We start from the raw sequence: 22,937 nt of genomic DNA, 5'->3' as shown, positions 1-22,937 counted from the left end.
GCAGGGGGGCTCCATGCGGTGGGGATCCGGGCGCGCCAAGGACACGGCGGGCGGGAAGAGCGATCGGGCGGGCAGCGTGGAGGAGTTGCGCTCCGTAGCCGAGGCCGAGCAGCACGGCAGGGCGGGACGCCACGCCAGGGCCGTCGACGAATACACCGCGCTGGTCGTCCGGGCGACCCGGGAGCTGGGGCCGCACGACCCGCACACCCTGCGGTTACGGCACCAGCTCGCGCACTGGACCGGCGAGTCGGGTGACCCGGCGGGCGCCGTCGAGCTGTTCACGCGGCTCTTCGCCGACCAGGAGGCCCACCAGGGCCCCGGCCACCCGCACACCCGTCTCGCCGGCCACCAGCTCGCGCACTGGTACGGCCGCTGCGGGCGCCACGACGAGGCCGTCCGCCGCTACCAGGACCTGCAGCGCGCGGCAGAGGCCGACGGCCGCACCGAGGCCGCGCTCGACCTCCTGTGCAACGTCGGGTACTGGCAGATGGAGGCCGGCGACACCGCGGCGGCGCTGCGCACCTTCACCGCCATGCTGGGCACCGCGGAGCGGGAGCTGGGCCCGACCCACCGTGTCACCACCATCGCCCGCGGCCACTACGCACGGCTCGCCGGCGGCCTGCCGCTCGGTCAGGAAGGCGGCCACGACGGGCTGCGCGACCTCCTGGCGGCGGTCGGCGCCATCGAGGCGGCGGGCGACGCCCGACGGGCGACGCGGATGTACGCCCGGATCGCCGACACCAGCGAGCAGTTGTACGGCACGGGCAGCGACCAGGCCCTCGAGGCGCGCGTCGCGCAGGCGAGGACGGCGGTCGCCGCCGAGGAGTTCGAGGCGGCGAGCGAGGCGTACGGCAGGGTCCTGGAGTGTCTGGAGCGGCGCGGCCAGGGCCCCGGGGCCCCCGATCACGATCTCGTCCGCTCAGGACGGGAGGCGCTCGCCGCCCGGGCGCGGACCACCGCCCTGCGGGTCACCGGCTCCGCGAGCACACGGATGGCCGACGACGTGGCGGCGGCACCGACGACGGCGTTCGGCGTGCTGACCAGAGCGCGCCGCGCGGGCCCCGCGACGGAGGCGACGGGGCTCGCGGCGAGTCTCGCGGCCGGTGTCGGCGTACCCGGCCCGCACGCGGTGTCCGTGGAGGGGTGGACGGCCCTGGTCGAGGATCTGGCCCGGCAGGGCCACGAGGTGCTCGCGCTCTACTTCGCCCGCCCGGGACTGCGCCCCACGCCCGAGGACACGGCGCTGTGCTCCGGACTCGGCCTGCTCGGTGCGTGCGTCGAGGCCCTGGGCGAGGACCGGGTCGCCGCGCAGGCGTACACGTTCGGGCCGGACGGCCCGGTCGCGGTGCCGGTCGAGGTGGTCGCCGAGGAGGAACCCAGGGACCGGCCGCCCGCGCCCCGGCCGCCGCGCGAGGTCACCGTCTTCGACGACGGGGCCGAGGCCCTCGGTGACTGGCGCGCACCGCACCGGGCAAGGGCCGCGCGGGCGGCGGGCGATCCGCCGGCGTTCGGCCCGTACGAGGTGCTGCAACGCGTCGGCACGGGCGGCTTCGGACGGGTGTACCTGTGCCGGGACGCCGACGGGATCCTCGTCGCCGTGAAGACCCTGCACGCCGAGTACGCGACCGACCCCGGCATCCGGGAGGGCTTCGCCCACGAGGTGGCGGCCGCCCGGCGGGTGCGCGAGGAACGGTTCACGGTGCCGGTGATCGCCGCCGACACCGACGCGGACGTCCCGTGGATGGCGGTGCCGTACGTTTCGGCGCCCTCCCTGCAGGAGTTCACGCAGCGGTTCGGCGCCCTGGACGAGCAGACCGTGCGCCGCGTCGGCGCGGGCGTCGCGACCGCCCTCGCGGCGATCCACGAGGCGGGGATCGTCCACCTCGACCTGAAGCCGGCCAACGTGCTGATGACCGAGGACGGGCCGCGCGTCATCGACTTCGGCATCGCCCAGATCGAACGGCTGACACAGCCCCGCGAGGGCTTCGCCGGCACGTACCCGTACGCCTCCCCGGAGCAGTTGCGCGGCGACGCCCACTACACCCCGGCCAGCGACGTGTTCTCCCTGGGCACCCTGCTGGCGCGGCTGGCGCTCGGCCGGCTGCCGTGGGGCGTCGACCTCCCGGCCGTGAAGCGGAACATCCCCGCCGGCCGGGCGGACCTGACGGGACTGCCCGTCGGTCTCGAGGAGGTCGTACGGGGCTGTCTGCGGCTCGACCCTGCCGAACGGCTCACCCCCGCCGAGGTGGCCGCGGCGCTGGTACCGGAGGCGGCCGCGGGCCGGATCGCCGCGCCCCGCCTCTCCGACGCGGCCCGCGACCTGATCCGGGACCACGCGACGCTCCCCGGGGCCCGGCGGTACGAGACCTCGGCGGACCCGAGGAACGCCGGGGAGGGCGCCGTCCCGTCCGCGGCCGACGGCGTCGACGCGCCGGACGCGGGGCACGCCGACGCCGTGCGCGAGGCAGCGCGGGAGATCGAGGCGCGGGTGCTGGCCTGGGAACGGGAGAGCACGGCGAAGCCGACGGAGCGGATGCGCCTCGAGTGCGCCGCGTTCCTGACGGAGGCGCGGCGACGGCTGGGCGAGCGGCATCCGTTCACGCTGCGGATGACGGTGTCGCTCGCCATGCTCGGCTGCACCGAACCGGGCGGGGCGGCCCGCGCCGAGCGGGCGGTCGCCCAGGCCGCCGTCCACCTGGGCGAAGGACACCCGACCGTGCGCGACGCCCGCGCCCTGCTGCGCCTGCTCACCTTGCGCGGTGCGCCCTGAACGGCCTCGGCACGGCGGCGTTGTGAGCCCCCGTCAGGGGTGCGAGGATGCGCGGGACCTGCTCATCACGACGGGAGGAGCCGGAGTGACCGGCGAGAACGACGGACGGCGGGCGGCGGCGGTGTTCGACGCTCTGGGGACCGCGTACGAGAAGGCGTTCGCCCACTCCGAGGCGCACCACCGGTCCCTTGAGTGGCTGCTCGGACGGCTCGCGCCGGGCAGCCGGGTGCTGGACGTCGGCAGCGGGACGGGCCGGCCGACGGCCGAGACGCTCGCGCGGGCCGGCCATGACGTGCTGGGCGTCGACGTCTCCCCCGTCATGATCGACCTCGCCGCACGGCAGGTGCCCGAGGCCGCGTTCCGCTGCGTCGACGTGCGGGAACTGCCGCTCGAGGACGACTCGTTCGACGCGGTCTGCGTGTACTTCTCGCTGTTGCAGATGGACCGCGCGCAGCAGTCGGAGGTCGTGGGCCGGCTGGCGCGGGCGGTGCGGCCGGGAGGCAGTCTGGTGCTCGCCACCGTGCCCTTGGACGTGGAGGGCGTGGACGCGGTCTTCATGGGACAGCCCGTGCGGGTCTCCAGCTTCGCCGGTGAGGATCTCGCCGCGGTGGTGAGCGGGGCGGGCCTGACGGTGCTGGCCGAGGAGAACGTGCTGTTCACCCCCGACCACCCGGAGGCCGGGCCGGAGCCCCAGCTCTTCCTGTACTGCGGGCGACCTCGAGGCTTGTGACTCCCGTGGGCGGGAGCGGTGATCGGCTCCCGCCCCCGGGTTCAGCGGGTGCGGCGGGACGCGACGGCCGTCACCAGGGCCGCCGATCCCGTGCCGAGCAGTGCTCCCGCCACGACGTCACCCGGGTAGTGCACACCGGTGTGCACCCGCGAGTAGCCCACCGCGCAGGCGAGCAGGCCCAGCGGGACCGCGGCGACCGGGAGGGCCGGGCCGACGGCGGCCGCGAAGGCGACCGCCGATGCGGTGTGGCCGGACGGGAAGGACGCCGAGTCCGGCATCGGCACGTGCCGCCCCGGGAACGGCGAGTCCTCCGCACGGTGCGGCCGTGGCCGCCGGACCAGCTGCTTGCCCAGCAGGTTGGCGGTGGTCGAGGCCACACCGATGGCGGCGACACCGAGGGCGGCGGCCCGGCGGGCCCGGCCGCCGCGCAGCGCGAGCAGCCCGGCCACCGCGAAGGACAGCTTGGAGTGGTCCGCCGCCGCGGACAGCCGGCGCAGCGCGGTGTCCAGGGTCGGTGTCCTCGTCACGGTGACCGCCTCGTACAGGGCCTGGTCGAGGGTGGCGAGGTCGCGCACCAGGTGCGGGATGTGGACGCGTTGCGTCGGGCGGCGGTCGGACATCGTCGGTCTCCTGGGTCGTGCGGGTCTACGGGCGGCCGAGGGGCCGTTGCGGCGACACGCCGCCGGGTCACGGCCGGTACGCGGACGCGGCGGCCGGGCGGTGCCCCGGCGGGGCGGTCCCGCGCGCTCCGCCGGCGTCGAAACCACCGGGTGCGGCCCGCTCCGCCTGCACAGCGCCATCGGTCTCCCCGCCTGGGCGGCTGGTCGGTCAATTCTCCACGGCACAGCATCCGGGCGGACCGGCGGGCCCGGTGACGTCCGAGGACGTCACCGTGGGAGCGGTGTCGAGGCGGCAGAAGCAGGAGGCCCGCACCGGTACGTCGGTCAGCGCGGTCGCGAACTTCAGCTGCTGCGCGACGATCCGCGCCTCCGCGTCCTTGCCCTGCCGCAGGAGGCACTCGTGGAGCCCGTGCAGGGACCAGACGTTGCCGGGGTGCTGCGAGGGGCGCGGCAGTGTGTCGTCGAGCCCCAGGTCGGCCCGGTAGACGGCCTCGGCCTCCGCGACCCGGCCGCGCTCCAGCAGCAGGGCGCCGTAGGCGTGCCGGGTGGGCTGCATCCAGCCCCACGGTTCGTCGTAGGGGAGGTTGTCGTCCAGCTCGATCGACCGCTCCAGGGCGGCGAAGGCGGCGTCGTGACGGCCCTTGCGGTACTCCAGTTCGCCGTCGAGCATCGCGGAGGCGATCGCGAGGATGTCCGCGCAGGTGTTGTTGAACAGCATGCGGGACTCGGGGACCCGGGCGACGGCCTCCCGGAACAGCGTGCGCTCGGTCTCCGCCCCGTCGATGCGGCCGGTCGCGGAGAGCGCCACCCCCCGCGCGTAGTGCCGCAGCGCGGTCGTCATGCTGTACAGCTCGGTGTCCGCGGGCTCCGGCAGGGCCAGGATGTCGTCCCAGCGGCCGAAGCGGATGAGGACGTGCACCCGCATCGGCAGGAAGGCCTCCAGCCAGTCCGCCATGGGCGGGCTCTCCACCCGCAGCAGTTCCTCCGGCAGCGCCTCCTCCAGCCGGTCGGCGGCCTCCAGCGCGACCCGCGCCTGCCCGAGGAACATCGCGCCGTAGATCTTGAAGTGGTGGTTGTGGGCCCGGTAGAGGGTGTAGAAGTTCATCGCCCCGGCCCGCACCCGGTACTTGTCGTCGGCGGCGATCGCCCGGCTGTTGTCCGACACCACGGCGCGGTAGTCGCCGCACAGCACCTCCAGGTGGGAGGGCATGTGCTGGAGGTGCCCGGCGTCGGGCACCAGGTCGCGCAGCCGGTCGGCGACGGGCAGGGCCGTCTCCGGGGTGGGGGACATCTCCAGCAGGTGGACGTACAGGTGCAGCAGGCCCGGGTGCCGGGCCCCGGCGTCGGTGGCGAGCGCCGCTTCGAGGACGTCTCCGGCCTCCACGGTGCGGGCGCCCTCGGCGGGCCGGCCCGTGCGGACGTCCCACAACTGCCACGGCGTCAGGTTCATCAGGGCGTCCGCGTACAGGGCGGCGACGTCGAGGTCGTCGGGGGCCAGCCGGTGCACGGCGCGCATGGCGTCCGCGTAGGGGGTGTTCCACACCGAGCAGTCCTTCGCGGGCCGCTCCTGCGGATAGCGGGCGCGCAGCGCGCCGATCAGGGCCCGCTCGACGGGCGTGGCGTGCGTGGACTTCTCATGGGCGCGTTCGACGGCGGCGTGGGTGCGGGCGACGGTCCGCGTCAGGTCCTGGTCGTCGAAGAACTCCCAGGGTTTGTTGTAGTTGGGACCGAGCGCGTAGGCGATGCCCCAGTGGGCCATCGCGCAGTCGGGGTCGGCACGGGCGGCGGCCTCGAAGCAGGCGACGGCCTCCTCGTGGTTGAAGGCGTACGACCAGACGAGTCCGCGGTCGAACCACAGCTGTGCCTCGGGCGACGAGGTGGTGACCGGCCGGCTGTGGGTGCCGAGGTCGTAGTCGTAGTCCGGGTGATCCGTTCGGTCCGTGTGCTCCATGGCGCTCCCCTGGTCGCGTGGCGGCCGCCCCGCTTCCGGGGCCGTGCCGCTGGGAGCGGCCTGTGCCGGCCGCTCCGAGCGACATATACCGCGCGGCCCGGTGCCGGGACGGCCCCTCGCGTCCGGGAGCACCCGAACGTGCCCGGGTGCCCCCCGGGGGCCTCAGTACCGGCGCGTGGCGGTACGGCGCAGCAGGACGAACCCGCCGATCACCAGGATCCCACCGGCGGCCGCGGGCCACAGGTCGGCGCCCGTCTCGGCCAGACCGCCCTGGGCCTGCGGCTGGGGCGCGGGGACGACGGGGGTGTCGCCCGCGTCGGCGGGGGGCAGCGTCTGCCGCGGGGCGGTCACGGCGGTGCCGAGCTCGCCCTGCGGCGCGGTGCCGTTCTGGGAGTCGGTGCCGTTCTGGGCGTCCGCGCTGTTCTGGGCGTCCGCGCTGTTCCGGGTGTCGGGGCCGTTCTGGCCGGCGGTGGCGTTCTGCTGAGCCGCGGCGTCCTGCTGGGCGGGGGCCGCCGCCCGGGTCGACTTCGTCGTCGGCTCGGCGTAGGCGCGCGGTTCCGCGCTGCGGGGGGTGTCGGCGGAGCCGGCGTCGCCCGTGGCGGGGTTCCGGACGGGTGGCTGCTGACCCTGGTCCTGGTCCTGACCGTCCTGAATCTGGCCCTGGCCACCCTGGTTCTGGCCCTGGCCGCCCTGGTCCTGGCCACCCTGGTTCTGGTCCTGGCCACCCTGGTCCTGGCCACCCTGGTCCTGGCCGCCCTGGTCCTGGCCGGCGCCGGAACCGTTGTCGCCGCCGTTGTCACCGGCGCCGTTGTCACCCCCGCCGTTGCCCGCGCCGGCGCCGCAGGTGCGGCCCTCGTTGATGCAGTCGACCATCTCGCCCATCAGGTCCTCGTCGAAGACGTTGATGAAGTCGCCGTGGTCGGTGACGGGCTTGTGCAGCTGCTCGGGGAAGGAGTCCACGGCGAACAGGGGCGTCGTCCGGCCGCCGTCCTGCAGGCTCGGGGCGTCGACGTCGTACACGATGCGCTGCACCAGCTGCGGGATGGCCTGGAAGCCGGCCGGGCAGCTGCCGTCGGCGCCGGCGAACGCCACGTGCGTGCGGTGGTTGGCGCTGTCGATGTTGTCGCCGTCCCAGCAGCTCTGGAAGCGGAAGCTGCGCACGACGTCGCTGCCGTCCGGGCACAGGGGGTACTTGTCCTTGAGCTGCCGGTCCTCGAAGCCGGTGCAGCTCCACGACGCGTTGGCGTTGGCGGTGCCGTTGACGAACGCCTTGGCGTCGCCGGTGATGATGCGCAGCAGGCGCGGCATGGCGGTGACCTTGGCGCCCGGGTTGCCGACGAAGGTCATCGTGACCTCCTTGGGCGTGACGATCTCACCGGCGTTGCCCTCGGTGCCGCCGCCCGGAGCGTTGGCGTCCTGCTCCTGGGTGCCGTTCTGCAGGCGCAGGACGGGCCAGAAGTACGAGGACCTGTCGCCCTGGTCGACACAGCTGGTGTCGGCGCCCGCGAGATCGTCGTCGGAGGCGAAGGCGTCGTTGGCCTGGTTGCCGACGTAGTCGTGGAAGTGGTGGGCGCCGTTGCTGACGCCCGGTGCGACGATCACGTTGTCGGAGTTGAACAGGCCGTTCTCGTTGACACCGCAGCTGGTGGCGAAGGTGCCGCGGGAGGCGTCCTGCCGGAGCGGCGGGTTCTGTCCCTCGGGCTGGACGGCGGTGATGTCCACGAAGTCGCCGGCGACGGGTCCGTTCCCGGCCTGTCCGCCGTTGCCGTTGCCCTGCTGTCCGCCGTCCTGGTTCCCGCCCTGGCCCTGGTCGCCGTTCTGCCCCTGGTCCTGGTCCTGGTTCTGCTCCTGGTCCTGACCGTTCTCGCCCGCCCCGTCGCCGTCGGCCCGGTTCCCGTCGCTGCGCAGGGCGCAGGCCGCGAGGTCCGCCAGACCCTCGGGGCGGTCGCCGACCCGGCCGATGGCGACGGCGATGCGCTCGATGGTCGCGCCGCGCTTCTCCTTCAGCGGGTTCATGACCGCGTTGTCGGCGAAGCCGGCGTCCTGCCGCACGGCCTGGGCCGAGCCCTGGAGCTGGCGGTAGGCGGCGGCGATCTGCTCGTCCAGGAGGGCGAGTTCGCGGTCGACCTCGGGGGCGGCCTCCTCCGGGACGCTGGTCAGGCGGCTGCCGACGTCGGGACAGTCGATGGTGACGGAACCCGAGGTCCAGGGCTCCGCGGTGTCGTCCACGCTGGCGGAGGCGTAGACGTTGGCGGCCATCAGCCCTCCGCCGCCCAGCATCAACGCGACCGCGGCAAAGGTCGCGCGCCGTCCGCCCGTCGGGCGCCTGCGCCTGTTGTGTCCCACGGAGTAGCTCCTACGCGTAGTCGTCGGCGGCCAGGACATGAGTTCCCCCGGCCATGTACGCGGCAGACCACACCGGTGTTCAAGCGTCCCGTGAATTCACAGGGATTTCTCAGAGAGACGTTCTGTCCTGGAGATGTCCCCCGGTACGCCCCGGGGTGCTTCCTGGGGCTTCTCCGGGGTCCTCACCGCGGACCCCGGTCCCGCGCCGGGCGCCGCCGCGGCGTGACAGGGCCCTCCGCCACCGTGCACCGTGTCCGTGGAGCAGCCCCAGGACGATGGCGGCGGCCACCGCCACCAGGTGTTCGCGGCCGGCCAGGTTGGGCTTGATCACGGACTCCAGGATCATGGAGCCGCCGGTCAGGGTGAACACGACGGGGGCGCGCCGGATGACCGACAGGTAGGTGAAAAGGCCGACGACGGCGGCGGACGGACCCGTGTCGAGCACCTGTCCCGCCTCGGGCGGGAGACCGAAGCCCCACCAGCCCGGACCCACGGAGATCATCAGGCGGGCGCTGAGGGTACCGGCCAGCGTGGTGGCGTAGGCGATCGCCAGTGTCCTGGTCCGCCCGAGGGTGGCCTCGGCCAGGGCGAACGCGAGGAAGAGCTGCGTAATGCCGGCCCACACGGGCAGGTCGAGCGCGGGGACGTACAGGGAGACGGGGGTGCGCAGCAGCGCCAGCCACAGCGGCAGGTCGCCCTGGACGCCGCCGAGGATCCGCACCGCTTCGGCACCGGCGGGCCGCTGCGCGAGGGCGTGGAAGAAGATCACGCCCGCACAGGCGACGACCGCCAGCAGCAGCCCGGCGGGTCCGCGCCGGCGCAGTCGCCGGACGGGGTCGACGACGATGCCGTGCCACTCGGCGCGCAGCGTGCGCCCCGCGAACGCGACACCCCGGGCCAAGGCACCGGCCCGACCCCGGTCACCGCGATCGTGACCCCGACCGTCACGGCCGTCGCGGTCCTCGCGGTCGCCGGGGCCGTCACGGTCCTCGCGCCCCTGGCCGTCTCCGTGCCCGGCACGGTCCTCGCGGGCGCCGCCGTCACCGCCCCCGCCCCGGTTCACGTGCCGCTCCCGCCGCCGTCCCCCGCCGCCGGCGTCCCCCTGTCCGCCGCCTCTGCCACGGACGTCACCGTCTCCCTGGCACCGTTCCTCTGCCGGATGCATGATCCTCAAGATTTCCCCAACCGCTCACCGCACGCACGGGCGTACGGCCCTTTCCCGTCCCGTGCGGGCGATGTCCTCCCAGGTCGGGGGGCGCGCGCCGGGTTCGTCCGTCCTTGTAGACGTCGAGAGGGGCCGCCGGGGTTACCTCGAACCGGTGGGATAATCTCACTCTGTGGAACGCATTGACCAGCGGAACATGACACCGGCCGACTTAGAGCTCCTGACAAAAGCGGAGGCCGATCAGCTCGCGGGGTCCGGTGCGGGCGATCGCAAGGCGCCGGAAGCTCCTCGTGGCGGAGCCGCCAGGGGCTTCGGGCAACGCGGTGAGCGTGCGTACCGGGCGTCGCGAGCCGGGCGCCCCTGTGGTTCGCAGCTCTTGGACCGCCCCGGCGACCGGACCGGTTCCCGCGTCCTCGGCCCCCACCCGTCGCGGAGGCACGCCGCGTGAGCGGACTGTCGCCCGTGGCGGCCCGGCCCGGCGCCGAGCCCGTCCCGGCACTGATCGCCGACGGCCTCATGGCCGAGCACCTCGCCCTGTCCGTACCGGAGGGGACACGCGTCGTCGTGGCGCGGTACGAGATCCCGCCGGGTGGTGAGCTGCCCTGGCATTACCACGAGGGCAGGGTCGTCGCCGTGGTGACCGCCGGCGTCCTCACCCGGACGCTGGCCGACGGCTCCGAGTGCGTCACCCCGGCCGGGCAGGTCATCGTCGAGCCGGTGGGGCCCCGGGGGGTGCACAAGGCGGAGAACCGGGAGGCGGGCACCCTGGAGCTGTGCGCCCTGTTCCTCCTGCCCGTCGACGCGCCCCTGTCGACCCGTGCTGCGCCACCGGATCCGGTCCGGCACCGCTGAGCGGCGCCGGGCGACGCCGTCGGCCCGGTCGCCGCTCACTTCCACAGTTCCTCGCTGTCGCACACCCGCGCCCCCATGTTCCGTTCCATCATCCGCAGCGCGGCGTCGGCGAGGTCGGCGTGGATGTGGGCGACGGCGTCGCGGGGCACGGTCACCCCCAGATGGCGGATGTGGGCGTCGAGGGCCGAGTACAGGACGCACTGCTCGGTGACCTGGCCGCACAGGACGAGCCGGTCGACGCCCTCCTGGTCGAGGAGGTAGCCGAGCGGGGTCTCGAAGAAGACGGAGTGCCGGGCCTTCATGACGAAGAGGGAGGCGTCGTCGGGACGCAGTGGCTCGACGAGGTCGGCGTGCGGCCCGGAGAGAGCCGTGTCGAGGAGTTCGCCGTGGTGGGAGCGCCACTGGCCGAAGTTGTCGTTGACGTAGACGACGGGGACGCCGGCCCGTCGTGCCCGGTCGAGCAGTGCGGCCGCCACCGGGACCACCGTGCGCGCCGACGGCAGCAGCAGCTCGGCGTCCGGGTGGTCGTAGGTGTTGATCATGTCGATGACGATCAGTGCGGTCTTCCCCATGGGTCCATGGGTTCCCACGAAGCGGCAGGTGTTTCGGCACGTCACTCGAGTGCGGGCGTGGTCGCCGTCACGGGCGCAGGGACAGAGCTCCGAACAGAAGGGAGCCGATCAGCTCGGAGCTGTGGGCCTGATCCCGGCCGGTGGGGACGATGGGGGAAGTCGGCTCCGGCCGGGAGCGGCCGGTGGTCCCTCGGGACGCGGCCGCTCCCCCACCGTAGGTCCGTCGCGCCGGGGCCGCCCGGTGGGCGTGCACCAGGGTGAAGGGCGCCCCCGACCCGCGGGTCAGGGCCGGGTCACCGCTCCTCGCGGAAGGCGACGTGCCGTCCGGCCACGGGGTCGTACTTGCGCAGGACCATCCGCTCGGGGTCGTGCAGTCGGTTCTTGCGGGTCACGTAGGTGACACCGGTTTCGGCCGTGGACCTCAGGGTGACGACGGGGCGCGCCGTGCTGCGTGCCATGGGGACCTCCTCTCACCGGCACCGCTCCGATTCCTTCGTTGATCGGCGCATACCGGATGCGGTACAACAGCGCACCCGGCGCCGGCATTCCTCCGTCCCCGCCCCCGTGGCGACCTGCCCGTCCAGGGTGGCCGGCCCCTCGGTTACAGTGCTCCGCCGGTATCGACACCGGCGACGACGCCGGTTCCAAAGGGAGAGACAGCGGTGCGCACTGGGGTGGGGAACGTGTGGCGGGGCCTGGCGGCGGCCGCCTTGCTGACGAGTGTGGCGACGGGATGCGGCGAGGAGCAGGGCCGCACGGGGGCGTCCGGCAAGCAGTCGACGGCGGGGGCCGAGGCCACGGCCGCCGGCACCGCGAAGGTGGCGGCACGCGGCGGGAGCGTCGGCGCCGCCGGCTCCGCCTGCGAGCTTCCCGTCACCTTCGACTTCGCGGAGTTCTGGACGCCCGAGGCCGTCGAGTCGGAGGCGGGGGGCGGCGGTGACGAACTGAGCCAGGCGCTCGACGAACTCCTGCACCAGGGTCCGGTCACCATGGTCTGCGAGATCGACGCCAAGCCCGCGGGCAAGATCGGCTTCCTGCGGGTCTGGACGGGCGGGCCGGGCGACGCCGCCGCCCGCACGGTACTGGAGCAGTTCGTCGCCGCCGACGACTCGGCGAGCAAGCCGCGGTACAGCGCGTTCACGTCGGGCGGGCTCACCGGGGCCGAGGTGGAGTACGTCACGACCAGCAAGATCATGGAAGAGACCAAGAAGGAGCGCGCCCTCGCCGTGACCACGGCCGCCGGCTCGGTCGTCGTCCATCTCGGCGGCATGGACGACGAGGAGCACCTGGCGATGGTCCCGGCGTTCGAGCTGGCCAAGAGCACGCTGAAGGCACGCACCTGACGGTCCGCCACCCCCGGTCGCCCCGGTCGCCCGGGTCACCCCCGCCGTCAGCGTGTGAGCAGTTCGCGCATCCTGGCGGCGGCGCGTACCGCCGCGTCGGCGCAGCAGTTGTTGAACAGCACGTGCACCCGCTCGGCCCGGTCGGCGAGCGCACGCACCCGGGGCAGCCACTCCCGCAGTTCGTCGTCCGTGTAGGCGTGCCGGAAGCGGTCCTCCTTGCTGCCCGTCCCCCAGGCCTGGCTGCGGCCGTGGAACCGCACGACCGCGAGCCGCCGACACGTGACGGGTGTCACGGGCGGGATCGCCGTCGGCAGCGACTGCTCCATGTCGACGGCGACCGCGGCGAATCCGTGCGACCGCAACAGGGCCTCGGTCGCGTGCTCCTGTTCGCCGCGCCACCAGTCGGGGTGCCGGAACTCGACGCAGACCGGCCACCCGGCGGTGCGCTCGGCGCAGTCGGCGAGGAACGCGTGCGCCCGGGCGCCGGGCCGCAGCCACGGCGGGAACTGGAACAGCACGGCACCCAGCTTTCCGGCCTCCCGCAACGGCCCGACTCCGTCCGCGAACCGGCGCCACACCTCGTCCAGCGCCTTCGGGGAGCGGATGTCGTCGGGCAGGCCCGGCGGCAGCGCGGCGGGCCGGGTGGGGTGACCCGTCAGCAGCGAGAACGCCTTCACGTCGAACACGAAGCCGTCGGGTGTGCGCTCGGCCCACAGCCCGCTGGTGCGCTCGCTCGGCAGGCCGTAGTACGTCGAGTCCGCCTCCACGACCGGGAACTGCTCGGCGTAGTGCCGTAACCGGCCCTCCGCGTCCCGCCGTCCCGGTGGGTACCAGCCGCTGCCGACCAGCGCCCGGTCCGTCCACGAACAGGTGCCGACCACTATCTCGCCCATGGCGGGCGGTTACCCCGTCGCGGCGAAGATCCTCCTCCCGCGGCGGTCCCCGCGATGGACGACCTGACCGCCCGTCACCGTCAGGCGCACCGGCGCGTCCGCGAGGCGGTCGACGGGCGCCTCGACCGGGTCCACGGCGAAGGCGGTGAGGTCGACGGAGAGTTCGGGGGCGATCCGGCCGGCGGTCCGCTGTTCCCCGGCCGCGCGGGCCGCGTGCGGCGGTGCGGCATTCCGGCGCCACCAGACCGGTCCGTCCGGCCACCGCCGGGAGGCCGCGCCTCCGGGCGGCGGGTGGCGGACGGCGGGTGGTGGGTGGTGGCCAGGACCGCGCGGGCGTCGTGGGCGGTGACGGGCCGGTCGGAGCCGAGGGCGGGCGTGGCGCCCGCGTACCGCGAATCGCGCGTGCGCCGGCCCGTGCGCGGACCCGCTGGGCACCGACCCTGCGGGACCCCTCGTCGATGCCCTCGGAGCGGGTGGAGGCGGTGTGCCGGGGCTGCGTCGACGCGGCCACCCGGTCACGGCGGACCGCGTCGGCAGGCCGTCCCGTGCCGTCCCGATGCGCTCGACGCGGGGGCCCCGGCTCCGCGCTCGAACCATGCGCCGCGGGGCCAGGGTGGCGGACCGGGCAACCCGGTCGTGCATGCGCCGCGGGGCCCCGGGCGACCCGTACTCCCCCGCCGGTCCGGGCGGCCGGGTCGTGCCTGCGTTACCGGCCTCGGGGGCGGACCGGGCGACACGGTCGTGCATGCGCCGCAGGGCCCCGTGGCGACCCGTGCTCCCCGGCGGGTTCGGGCGCCGGGGATGTCGACGGCCGCGCGGATGCGCACCCGCCCCGATGTGGCGCATTCTTGCTGTGTCGCCCAGGAAGCGGCGTACGGACGAGGTAGGGGCGATGACTGGGAGCGCCGGGGACGTGCCGGGGCCGCCCGGGCCGCCGGCCGCACTGCTGACCGGGGCCGCGGTGGCCGCGCTGCGTGCCGCGGGTGGCCGCGCCGGGGGCGTGTACCTGTGTTCCCGTACGGCGGGGATGCTGCGGCTGGCCGTCCTCTCCGGGCTGCCCGGACCGCTGTTCACGCCCTGGTGGCGGGTGAGCGTGGACCGGCCCTTCCCGGTGACCGACGCACACCGGCTCGGCGTCCCGGTGGTGCTGGCCAACGCCACGGAGGCGATGCGCCGCTACCCGCAGTTCGCCGCAGGACTGCCCTTCCAGTTCGGGACCGTCAGCGTGCCCGTCACGGCGCGCGGACGGTCCCTCGGGGTGATGACCGTGCTGCGGGCGGCGTCGTCCGACGCGGGCGAGTTCCTCGGGGACCGCGAACGGCTCACCCGCGTGGCGAACGACCTGGGCGTCGCCCTGCTGCGGCTGGAGGCCGAGGGCGGCTCCGTGACCTGGGACGCCGAGCCGCTGTGCGTGCGGCCGCCGGCCGCGGGACCGGCTCCGGCCAGGGTCGGCTGGCTCGCGTGGGACCCGGTGACCGGCGTCGTCACCGCCGACCAGCCCGCCCGCGTCCTCCTCGGCCTGCCGCCGGACGAGCCGCCCGGCACCCTCACCTCGCTCGCCCGGGCCGTCGACCCGACGGACGCCCACGGCCTGCCCACCCTGCTGCGCGAAGCCGCCCAGGGCAGACCCCCTCCCCTGCCGGTCCAGATGCGCACCGCCGACGGGAGCCTGCGGCTGCTGGAACTGAGCGCGCCCGGCACGTCGGCGCCGGGACCCCGGCCCGTCACCGGTGTGCTGCTCGATCCGGGACCGGGCGCCCTGGCCGACGGAGCGGCCGACCTGCTGCCCGAGGGCGTGTTCTGCCTGGACCGGCTCGGGCTGATCGTCTACGCCAACCCGCGGGCCGCCCACCTGCTCGGTGTGGAACGCTCGCGGATGCTCGGCCGGCCCCTGTGGGACGCCGTGCCGTGGCTGAGCCGGCCCGCCTACGAGGAACACCTGCGCGGCGCCCTGCTGGCACCGGAGCCGGTGCACTTCCACGTGCGCCGGCCCCCGCCGGCGGACGACCGCGCCGACGGGCCGCAGCCGTTCGAGGGCGACTGGCTGAGCATGGCCGTGTATCCCGGCCCCGACCTGCTGACCTGCACCGCCGTCCCGGCGAACCGCGTGGCGCACGACCCGGCCCGGCCGGCGGCCGCGGACGCGGCCGACACCGAGGCCGGGACACCCGCGCCGGACGCCGCCGCCTCGACGGCTCCGCTGTACCGGCCCATCGTCCTGGCGATCGCGCTGACCGAGGCGGTGACCGCCCGCCAGGTGTCGGCGGTGGTCATGCAGGAGCTGCTGCCCGCCTTCGGCGGCCGCCGGCTGGCCATCTACCTGCTCCAGGAGCGGCATCTGCACCTGGCCTGGGAGAGCGGCTTCCCGGAAGGGTTCCTGGCCCCGTTCGAGGGGGTGGGGCTGGACGCCCGGCTGCCCGGGGTGGAGACCCTCACCACCGGACGGCCCCTCTTCTTCGACTCGATGGCGCAGATCGAGGAGGCCTACCCCGGCATCGCGCTCGACGCGGCGCAGGGGGCGCGCGCCTTCCTGCCGCTGATCGCGTCCGGCCGCCCGGTCGGCTCGTGCATCCTCGGCTTCGACCGCCCGCGCAGCTTCAGCTCCGAGGAGCGCACCGTCCTGACCGCGCTGGCCGGGCTGATCGCCCACGCGATGGAGAAGGCCCAGCGCTACGACACCGAGGCCGCCCTCGCCCGAGGTCTCCAGCAGGCCCTGCTGCCGCGGCGGCTGTCGCAGCACGCGGACGTGGAGACGGCCGGACGCTATCTGCCCGGCACCGAGGGCATGGAGGTGGGCGGCGACTGGTACGACGTCGTGGAGGCCGGGGACGGACTCGCCCTCGTCATCGGGGACGTGCAGGGACACGGGGTGCAGGCGGCGGCCACGATGGGGCAGCTGCGCAGCGCGGTGCGGGCGTTCGCGCTCGGCGACCGGCCGCCCGAGGAGGTGCTGAGCGGCACGAACCACCTCCTCATCGGCCTCGACCCCGGCCAGTTCGCCAGTTGCTGCTACGTCCGGCTGGACCCGGCCACGGGCCTGGCGCGGGTGGTCAACGCCGGCCACCTGCCACCGCTGCTGCACCACCCCGACGGCCGCACCGAGACCGTGGACCTGCCGGGCGGGATGGTGCTCGGGGTCGACGCGCGCGCCCGCTACCCGGTCGCCCACCTGCGTCTGGACCCGGGGGCGATCCTGGTGTTGTACACGGACGGGCTGGTCGAGCGGCCCGGCCACGACATCGACGAGGGCATCACCGACCTGCGCGCGGCTCTGGCCGACGCGGCGGCCGTCCCGGGGCGTCCCCTGCCGGACGTCGCCGACCGGCTCACCGCGACGGCACGGCAGTCCGCCGACCGGCCCGACGACATCGCGCTGTTGCTGGCGACCCGGCACGGCCCGGGGGCCACGGCGGACCCGTTCCGTCACCCTGCGTAGTGCCTCTCGCCTCACGCGGCCGGGCAGTGTAGACATGGCTCATGGTCCGACTCCTGGGACGATCGGGTGCCCGGCCGGTCCGTCGTCCCCGGGGCCCACGGGTGCGGCGTACGCCCGAGACCACGATGGGCGGGCGCAGTCTGGCCGCGCAGGTGTTCGTCCTGCAGGTGGTCATCGTGCTGCTGCTGGTCGTCGGAGCCGTCGTGGCGCTGGTGCTCCAGGTACGGCACGACACCACCCAGGAGGCCCGCAACCGTTCCCTCGCCGTCGCCGAGACGTTCGCGAACTCCCCCGGCATCGTCGCGGCCCTGCGCTCGCCCGACCCCACCGCGGTGCTCCAGCCGCGCGCCGAGGCCGCCCGCGAGGCCACGGAGGTCGACTTCGTCGTCGTCATGAACCCCGAGGGCGTCCGCTACACGCATCCCAAGCCGGACCGCATCGGCAAGAAGTTCGTCGGGACGCTGGCACCGGCCCAGGCCGGGGGCCAGGTCGTGGAGGAGGTCGACGGGACGATCGGGCGGCTGGTGCAGGCGGTGGTGCCGGTGAGGGCCCCCGACGGAGAGATCGTGGGCCTGGTGTCGTCGGGCATCACCACCGCGCGCGTCGGCGGCAACGCGGACCGTCAGCTGCCGCTCGTGTTGGCCACCGCCGCCGCGGCCCTCGCCCTGGCCACCGGCGGCACGGCCCTGGTCAGCCGCCGGCTGCTGCGCCAGACCCACGGCCTCGGCCCGCGCGAGATGACCCGGATGTACGAGCACCACGACGCGGTCCTGCACGCCGTGCGCGAGGGCGTGATCATCGTCGGCGGGGACGGCGACCTGCTGCTCGCCAACGACGAGGCGCACCGCCTGCTGGCCCTGCCCGCGGACGCCGAGCGGCGCCACGTCCTCGACCTCGGTCTGGACTCCGACACCGCCGCCCTGCTCGCCTCCGGGCGGGTGGCCACGGACGAGGTGCACCTGGTCGGGGAGCGGCTGCTGGCCATCAACCAGCGGCCGACGGAGCTCGCGGGCGGGCCCGCCGGCAGCGTCGCCACGCTGCGCGACTCCACCGAGCTGCGCGCCCTGTCCGGCCGGGCGGAGGCGGCACGCGAGCGCCTCGACATGCTGTACGCGGCCGGTGTCGGCATCGGCACGAGCCTGGACGTGACCCGCACGGCGGAGGAACTGGCCGAGCTGGCCGTGCCCCGGTTCGCGGACTTCGCCACCGTGGACCTCTTCGACGCCGTCCTGGCCGGCGAGGAGCCGGAGGCCCGGGCCGCCCTGCGGCGCACGGCCGTCAGCTGTGTCCGCAAGGGTGCGCCGATGTACGCGGTGGGCGAGCAGATCCGGTACGTCGACTCCGCTCCGCAGGCCCGCTCCCTGGCCACCGAGCGGCCGGTCCTGGAGGCGCGGCTGGCGGAGTCCCCGGGGTGGCGGGCGCAGGACATGGAGCGCACCGAGCAGGTCGTGGAGTTCGGCATCCACTCGCTGATCACGGTGCCGGTGCGGGCGGGGTCGCTGATGCTGGGCGTGGTCAGCTTCTGGCGCTCGGAGCGGCCCGAGCCCTTCGACCCGGAGGAGGTGGTGCTCGCGGAGGAACTGGTGGCGCGGGCCGCGATCTCCATCGACAACGCGCGCCGCTTCACCCGCGAGCACGGCATGGCCGTCACCCTGCAGCGCAGCCTCCTGCCGCGCACCCTGCCCGAGCAGGGCGCCCTGGACATCGCCTACCGCTATCTGCCCGCGCAGGCGGGGGTCGGCGGCGACTGGTTCGACGTGCTGCCGCTGTCCGGTGCCCGCGTCGCCCTCGTCGTCGGGGACGTCGTGGGGCACGGGCTGCACGCGGCCGCCACCATGGGCCGGTTGCGCACCGCCGTCCACAACTTCTCGGCGCTGGACCTGGCGCCGGAGGAACTCCTCGGGCTCCTCGACGAACTGGTGGCCCGGATCGACCAGGACGAGGCGGCCGACGGCGCCACCGCGCCCGTCGCGGGGGCGACCTGTCTGTACGCCATCTACGACCCGGTGTCCCGGCTGTGCACCGTGGCCCGGGCCGGACATCCGCCGCCCGCGCTGGTCCACCCCGACGGGCGGGTGGAGTTCCTGGACGTCCCGGCGGGGCTGCCCCTGGGTCTGGGCGGACTGCCGTTCGAGACGGCCGAGCTGGAGCTGGCGGAGGACAGCCGGCTGGTGTTGTACACGGACGGGCTGGTGGAGGACCGGCGGCAGGACATCGACACCGGCCTGGAGCGGCTGCGCGGCGCCCTGGAGCGGACCGGGAGCTCGCCGGAGGAGACCTGCCGGACGGTTCTGGAATCTCTGCTTCCGGCCCGTCCGAACGACGACATCGCGCTGATCGTCGCCCGCACCCGGGCGCTGGGCGCGGACCGGGTCGCCGAGTGGGACGTACCGGTGGACCCGGCCGCGGTGGGCGAGGTGCGCGCCGCGGTGGTCCGGCAGCTGGCCCGGTGGGAGCTGGAGGACCTGTCGTTCACGACGGAGCTGATCCTGAGCGAGCTGGTCACCAACGCGATCCGCTACGGCAGCGCCCCGGTGCGGGTCCGTCTGCTGCGCGACCGCACGCTGATCTGCGAGGTCTCCGACGGCAGCAGCACCTCGCCGCACCTGCGGTACGCGGCGATGACGGACGAGGGCGGCCGCGGTCTGTTCCTGGTCGCGCAGCTCACCGACCGGTGGGGGACCCGCTACACGCCGACCGGCAAGGTGATCTGGGCGGAACAGCCGCTGCCGTAACCCGCCGGCAGGCTGCCGCCGCGCGGTGCCGGGCCGTCCGCGGGCGCGATGAGCGGCTCGGGGGCGCGATGAGCTGCGGTGGCGCGATGAGCCGCGGTGGCGACGGGCGCGTCGTCACCGACCGCCGACCGCCGCCTGCTCGCGCCGCGCCCGCCACATCCAGGGGCGTGACGAGCGGCTCGGTGGCGCGATGAGCCGCGGTGGCGACGGGCGCGTCGTCACCGACCGCCGACCGGCGACCGCCGCCTGCTCGCGCCGCGCCCGCCACATCCAGGGGCGTGACGAGCGGCTCGGGGGCGGCCCGGCCGACGGCGCGGCGCGGCCCGGGGGCGGCCTCGGTGCGGCCCGTCGGCGGCCCGTCGGCGGCTTCCCGTCGCTCATAAAAGCCGCTTATGAGTCCATAGACCGGACCCGCGTACCGGGTTAGGCATGCCTCAGTTTAGGCTTCCCGTCGAGATCGACTGTCGCCGCTCGAAGGGAACCTGATCATGCCCCGCCCCCTGCGGGTAGCCATCGTCGGAGCCGGCCCCGCCGGGATCTACGCCGCCGACGCGCTGCTCAAGTCCGATGTGGCCGCCGACCCCGGTGTGTCCGTCGACCTCTTCGAGCGCATGCCGGCCCCCTTCGGACTGATCCGGTACGGCGTGGCTCCGGACCACCCCCGGATCAAGGGCATCATCACCGCCCTCCACCAGGTCCTCGACAAGCCGCAGATCCGCCTCTTCGGCAACGTCGACTACCCGTCCGACATCAACCTCGACGACCTGCGCGCCTTCTACGACGCCGTGATCTTCTCCACCGGCGCCATGGCCGACCGCGACCTGTCGGTCCCCGGCATCGAACTGGACGGCTCCTACGGCGCCGCGGACTTCGTCTCCTGGTACGACGGTCACCCGGACGTGCCGCGCACCTGGCCGCTGGAAGCGGAGAAGGTCGCCGTCCTCGGCGTCGGCAACGTGGCCCTGGACGTGGCCCGCATCCTCGCCAAGACGGCGGACGAGCTGCTGCCGACGGAGATCCCGCCGAACGTCTACGACGGCCTGAAGGCCAACAAGGCGCTGGAGATCCACGTCTTCGGCCGCCGCGGCCCGGCGCAGGCGAAGTTCTCCCCGATGGAGCTGCGCGAGCTGGACCACTCCCCCAACATCGAGGTCATCGTCGACCCCGAGGACATCGACTACGACGACGGCTCGATCGCCACGCGGCGCGGCAACAAGCAGGCCGACATGGTCGCCAAGACCTTGGAGAACTGGGCGATCCGCGACATCGGCGACCGCCCGCACAAGCTGTTCCTGCACTTCTTCGAGTCCCCGTCGGAGATCCTCGGGGAGGACGGCAGGGTCGTCGGTCTGCGCACCGAGCGCACCGCCCTCGACGGCACCGGCAACGTCAAGGGCACCGGCGAGTTCAAGGACTGGGACGTCACCGCGGTCTACCGAGCGGTCGGCTACCTCTCCGAGAAGCTGCCCAAGCTGCCCTGGGACCTCGAGTCGGGCACGGTTCCCGACGAGGGCGGCCGGGTCATTGAGGAGACCGGCGCCCACCTGCAGTCGACGTACGTCACCGGCTGGATCCGGCGCGGCCCGGTCGGCCTGATCGGCCACACCAAGGGCGACGCCAACGAGACGGTGTCGAACCTGCTGGACGACTTCGCCAACGGCCGTCTGCACACGCCGGCCTCGCCCGCGCCGGAGGCCGTGGACGCGTTCCTCGCCGAGCGCCGGGTCCGCTTCACCACCTGGGAGGGCTGGTACAAGCTGGACGCGGCGGAGAAGGCGCTGGGCGAGCCGCAGGGCCGCGACCGCGTGAAGATCGTCGAGCGTGAGGACATGCTCCGCGAGAGCGGCGCCTGAGCCCGCGCGAGGGGCCCGGAGACGATCCGTCTCCGGGCCCCTCGGCGTTTCCCGGGCGGATCGGTGGGCCGGGGAGGGATTCCGGGCGGTCGGCCGGGGCGGTCGGCGGGGGCACGGCAGCCGGTCGGCGGCCGGCGGTCGGCGGCGCACTCGCGGCCGACGGGGGAGGCGTTCAGGTGTACCGCGCGCAACCGTGCGTCGGCCCGGGGGAGGCATCACGCGAATGGGTCCGCGGGGGCACGGGCATGCTGTGAACGACGTCACTTCCGAAGGGCCGCGCCGGATCAGCCCGCGGGCCCGAAGTGCCGTCCCGCCCGCCCGCCTCCCACGAAGGACATGTGGTCTTGGCTCTCACCTACCCTGACGCTCCATCAGCCCGCCGTCCCGGCCGCTCCTGGACGATCCGCGTGGTCGGGCACCGGGACCGAACCGCGTCGGTCACCTGCTCCTCGGCGTGCGCGATGCCGTCGCGCTCCCGGGATCTCGCGGCCCTGCGCCGGTTCGCCGAGGCGCATGCCGCCGCCCACGCGCGAGCGGCGGCGGTCCGCCCCGACGCCGCCTGCTCCTGCCGTCGGCAGCGGTGTGCGCTGCACGAGGCCACCCGGGTGGCCTGCGCGGGTACGGTGGTGCTCGTCCTGCGGCACGACCCGGCCGTCGGCCAGGTGTGGACGCTCAGCGAGGTGTGCTCCGCCTGCGCCCCGCTGATGCCGCACACGCGTGTGGTGGGCCGTGCGGCCCGTCCCACGCCCCCGACCGGTCCCCCGCCCCCCGACCTCGCGCCGGCCGATCCCCCGCGCCCGGACCTCGCCCCGGACGGCCGCCCGTCGCCGTCCACGGCCGTGGCGCCGCCGCGCCTGGTCCCGGGCGGCTTCAGCGCCCCCGCGGCCTCCGACGGCACCGCGCCCGGACCGACGGCGGCCCGCCGTCGCGGCATCGGCAGACGGGGCGGCCGCGCGGGAGCGGGAAGCGGCGGGGCCTGAACCCGACGGCCTCCGACGGTGACGCACCCGGGCCGAGGGCCCGCCGCGGCACGGGGTATCGCCGAGATACGGGTCAAAGGCGCAATGAGTTGATCTTGAAGCCTTGAGCACCTCGGCCCGTCACCCGTTCGGCTCAGTGTCGTTGGTCGTGATGCTGTTGTCGTCTGGGGCCTGGGCGGGATTGCGACCTCGATCGAGCGGACCGCGTACCCTCGGTTCAAGCGGCTGATCACCGCGCATGAGCTGCACGCGCATGAGCTGCATCTGTTCTTCTCGCCGACTCACGATGAGCTTCAGTGGGCGGCCGACGCCACGGATGGTGACGAGCATCTGCTGGCCCTGCTGCTGATGCTGAAGTCGTACCAGCGCACGGGCTGCTTCCCCTTGCTGGAGGACGTGCCGGAGCAGGTGGTGGAGTTCGTACGGCGGCAGGTGGAGCTGCCGGAGGGCACGCTGCCGCTGTACCGGGCGGAGCGGACCGCCAAGCACCACCGGGGCCTGGTCCGAAAGAAGGTCGGCGTGAAGTACGACCAGGGCGAAGCCCGGCGGATCGCCGAGCGGTCGATCCGCAAGGAGGCCGAAGCGAAGAACCGGCCCGCGGATCTGATCAACATCGCGTTGGAGAAGGTCGTGGAGGCCGGGCTGGAACTGCCCGGGTTCTCCACCTTCGACAAGATGGCCTCGAAGATCC

Annotated in this window: 16 protein-coding genes and 1 pseudogene; 9 read left to right on the top strand and 8 right to left on the bottom strand. The window is 74.5% G+C overall.

From position 1 onward, the window contains the following. The first annotated feature begins 13 nt into the window (after window positions 1–13). Window positions 14–2,770 carry a serine/threonine-protein kinase gene (locus ACZ4YY_RS20160; protein WP_468291666.1) on the top strand — a complete coding sequence of 919 codons (2,757 nt, stop codon included), beginning with the start codon at window positions 14–16 and terminating at the stop codon, window positions 2,768–2,770. Window positions 2,771–2,855: 85 nt separating this feature from the next. Further along, the gene (locus ACZ4YY_RS20155) at window positions 2,856–3,500 is read left to right on the top strand and encodes a class I SAM-dependent methyltransferase (RefSeq protein ID WP_468291663.1); all 645 of its coding nucleotides are present in this window, start codon (window positions 2,856–2,858) and stop codon (window positions 3,498–3,500) included. 41 nt (window positions 3,501–3,541) lie between these two features. On the opposite strand, the gene ACZ4YY_RS20150 is transcribed toward ACZ4YY_RS20155, so the two are convergent. From ACZ4YY_RS20150 to ACZ4YY_RS20135, 4 genes are all read right to left on the bottom strand, one after another. Then, on the bottom strand, window positions 3,542–4,120 hold the full coding sequence (locus tag ACZ4YY_RS20150) for a phosphatase PAP2 family protein (protein WP_468291660.1): 579 nt from the start codon (window positions 4,118–4,120) through the stop codon (window positions 3,542–3,544). A gap of 208 nt (window positions 4,121–4,328) precedes the next feature. Further along, window positions 4,329–6,071 (bottom strand): tetratricopeptide repeat protein, encoded by a 1,743-nt coding sequence (locus tag ACZ4YY_RS20145; protein ID WP_468291657.1) that lies wholly within the window; start codon window positions 6,069–6,071, stop codon window positions 4,329–4,331. 162 nt (window positions 6,072–6,233) lie between these two features. After that, window positions 6,234–8,330: a DUF1996 domain-containing protein gene (locus ACZ4YY_RS20140; protein WP_468292132.1), complete on the bottom strand. Its 2,097-nt coding sequence runs from the start codon at window positions 8,328–8,330 to the stop codon at window positions 6,234–6,236. 196 nt (window positions 8,331–8,526) lie between these two features. After that, window positions 8,527–9,318 carry a hypothetical protein gene (locus tag ACZ4YY_RS20135; RefSeq protein ID WP_468292129.1) on the bottom strand — a complete coding sequence of 264 codons (792 nt, stop codon included), beginning with the start codon at window positions 9,316–9,318 and terminating at the stop codon, window positions 8,527–8,529. A 708-nt stretch (window positions 9,319–10,026) separates the two neighbouring features. Here ACZ4YY_RS20135 and ACZ4YY_RS20130 point away from each other — a divergent pair. Further along, on the top strand, window positions 10,027–10,434 hold the full coding sequence (locus ACZ4YY_RS20130; RefSeq protein WP_468291654.1) for a cupin domain-containing protein: 408 nt from the start codon (window positions 10,027–10,029) through the stop codon (window positions 10,432–10,434). Between the two features lie 35 nt (window positions 10,435–10,469). Here the strand turns inward: ACZ4YY_RS20130 and ACZ4YY_RS20125 are convergent, their stop codons facing one another. Together ACZ4YY_RS20125 and rpmG are read right to left on the bottom strand one after the other, a co-directional pair. Further along, window positions 10,470–11,006 (bottom strand): cysteine hydrolase family protein, encoded by a 537-nt coding sequence (locus ACZ4YY_RS20125; RefSeq protein WP_468291651.1) that lies wholly within the window; start codon window positions 11,004–11,006, stop codon window positions 10,470–10,472. 293 nt (window positions 11,007–11,299) lie between these two features. Continuing rightward, window positions 11,300–11,464: a 50S ribosomal protein L33 gene (rpmG, locus tag ACZ4YY_RS20120; RefSeq protein WP_468291648.1), complete on the bottom strand. Its 165-nt coding sequence runs from the start codon at window positions 11,462–11,464 to the stop codon at window positions 11,300–11,302. Between the two features lie 204 nt (window positions 11,465–11,668). On the opposite strand from rpmG, the gene ACZ4YY_RS20115 reads away from it, so the two are divergent. Next, window positions 11,669–12,349: a lipoprotein gene (locus ACZ4YY_RS20115; RefSeq protein WP_468291645.1), complete on the top strand. Its 681-nt coding sequence runs from the start codon at window positions 11,669–11,671 to the stop codon at window positions 12,347–12,349. 47 nt (window positions 12,350–12,396) lie between these two features. On the opposite strand, the gene ACZ4YY_RS20110 is transcribed toward ACZ4YY_RS20115, so the two are convergent. Then, the gene (locus ACZ4YY_RS20110; protein WP_468291644.1) at window positions 12,397–13,242 is read right to left on the bottom strand and encodes a DUF72 domain-containing protein; all 846 of its coding nucleotides are present in this window, start codon (window positions 13,240–13,242) and stop codon (window positions 12,397–12,399) included. Between the two features lie 892 nt (window positions 13,243–14,134). Here ACZ4YY_RS20110 and ACZ4YY_RS20105 point away from each other — a divergent pair. From ACZ4YY_RS20105 to ACZ4YY_RS20090, 4 genes are all read left to right on the top strand, one after another. After that, window positions 14,135–16,678: a SpoIIE family protein phosphatase gene (locus ACZ4YY_RS20105; protein WP_468291641.1), complete on the top strand. Its 2,544-nt coding sequence runs from the start codon at window positions 14,135–14,137 to the stop codon at window positions 16,676–16,678. Window positions 16,679–16,719: 41 nt separating this feature from the next. Next, a complete protein-coding gene (locus ACZ4YY_RS20100) occupies window positions 16,720–19,413 on the top strand; it encodes a SpoIIE family protein phosphatase (RefSeq protein WP_468291638.1) in 2,694 nt (897 codons plus the stop codon). A 488-nt stretch (window positions 19,414–19,901) separates the two neighbouring features. After that, window positions 19,902–21,266, top strand: a complete 1,365-nt coding sequence (locus ACZ4YY_RS20095) for an FAD-dependent oxidoreductase (RefSeq protein WP_468291635.1) — start codon at window positions 19,902–19,904, stop codon at window positions 21,264–21,266. A gap of 338 nt (window positions 21,267–21,604) precedes the next feature. Next, on the top strand, window positions 21,605–22,246 hold the full coding sequence (locus ACZ4YY_RS20090) for a hypothetical protein (RefSeq protein ID WP_468291634.1): 642 nt from the start codon (window positions 21,605–21,607) through the stop codon (window positions 22,244–22,246). Between the two features lie 120 nt (window positions 22,247–22,366). Here ACZ4YY_RS20090 and ACZ4YY_RS20085 read toward each other — a convergent pair whose 3' ends face one another. Then, window positions 22,367–22,576, bottom strand: a complete 210-nt coding sequence (locus ACZ4YY_RS20085; protein WP_468291631.1) for a hypothetical protein — start codon at window positions 22,574–22,576, stop codon at window positions 22,367–22,369. Here ACZ4YY_RS20085 and ACZ4YY_RS20080 point away from each other — a divergent pair. Then, a pseudogene (locus ACZ4YY_RS20080) lies at window positions 22,475–22,873 on the top strand (DUF4158 domain-containing protein); the annotation flags it as partial. The gene ACZ4YY_RS20085 and the pseudogene ACZ4YY_RS20080 sit on opposite strands and share 102 nt — an antisense overlap. Window positions 22,874–22,937 lie beyond the last annotated feature (64 nt).

It is taken from the genome of Streptomyces sp. NPDC030143 (assembly GCF_055573695.1).
This window is presented reverse-complemented; position numbering and strand designations above follow the sequence as displayed.

Coding starts and splice junctions, on each gene's coding strand:
- ACZ4YY_RS20160 (WP_468291666.1), top strand. CDS start 14: ATGCGGTGGGGATCCGGGCGCGCCAAGGACACGGCGGGCGGGAAGAGC.
- ACZ4YY_RS20150 (WP_468291660.1), bottom strand. CDS start 4,120: ATGTCCGACCGCCGCCCGACGCAACGCGTCCACATCCCGCACCTGGTG.
- ACZ4YY_RS20145 (WP_468291657.1), bottom strand. CDS start 6,071: ATGGAGCACACGGACCGAACGGATCACCCGGACTACGACTACGACCTC.
- ACZ4YY_RS20140 (WP_468292132.1), bottom strand. CDS start 8,330: ATGGCCGCCAACGTCTACGCCTCCGCCAGCGTGGACGACACCGCGGAG.
- ACZ4YY_RS20125 (WP_468291651.1), bottom strand. CDS start 11,006: ATGGGGAAGACCGCACTGATCGTCATCGACATGATCAACACCTACGAC.
- rpmG (WP_468291648.1), bottom strand. CDS start 11,464: ATGGCACGCAGCACGGCGCGCCCCGTCGTCACCCTGAGGTCCACGGCC.
- ACZ4YY_RS20110 (WP_468291644.1), bottom strand. CDS start 13,242: ATGGGCGAGATAGTGGTCGGCACCTGTTCGTGGACGGACCGGGCGCTG.
- ACZ4YY_RS20105 (WP_468291641.1), top strand. CDS start 14,135: ATGACTGGGAGCGCCGGGGACGTGCCGGGGCCGCCCGGGCCGCCGGCC.
- ACZ4YY_RS20100 (WP_468291638.1), top strand. CDS start 16,720: ATGGTCCGACTCCTGGGACGATCGGGTGCCCGGCCGGTCCGTCGTCCC.
- ACZ4YY_RS20095 (WP_468291635.1), top strand. CDS start 19,902: ATGCCCCGCCCCCTGCGGGTAGCCATCGTCGGAGCCGGCCCCGCCGGG.
- ACZ4YY_RS20085 (WP_468291631.1), bottom strand. CDS start 22,576: ATGCTCGTCACCATCCGTGGCGTCGGCCGCCCACTGAAGCTCATCGTG.